At 57.6% G+C, this 217-nt stretch carries 1 rRNA gene; it reads left to right on the top strand.

From position 1 onward, the window contains the following. Positions 1 to 145: 145 nt before the first annotated feature. Positions 146 to 217, top strand: a 5S ribosomal RNA gene (gene rrf / locus HFD95_RS21935); the annotation flags it as partial.

Below are 217 nucleotides of genomic sequence, written 5' to 3'. Positions count from 1 at the left end.
GGACTGAAGTCCGAAGGATTTTGCGCTGAGGCAAGGCGGCAACCGGGCGATACGAAGGAGCATACTGAAGTATGTGACGAAGTAGCGCGAGGGCGGCCAACGCAGCATCAGCACAAAAGACACAGGACAGAGCACAAAGAATTTGCCTGGCGGCTTTAGCGCGGTGGTCCCACCTGACCCCATGCCGAACTCAGAAGTGAAACGCCGTAGCGCCGAT

The sequence above is a fragment of the Pantoea sp. EKM10T genome, from assembly GCF_011800685.1.
In the GTDB taxonomy this organism is placed as follows: Bacteria; Pseudomonadota; Gammaproteobacteria; order Enterobacterales; family Enterobacteriaceae; genus Pantoea; species Pantoea agglomerans.
Note: the sequence above shows the minus strand (reverse complement) of the source record. Positions and strands in the feature narration are given on the sequence as shown.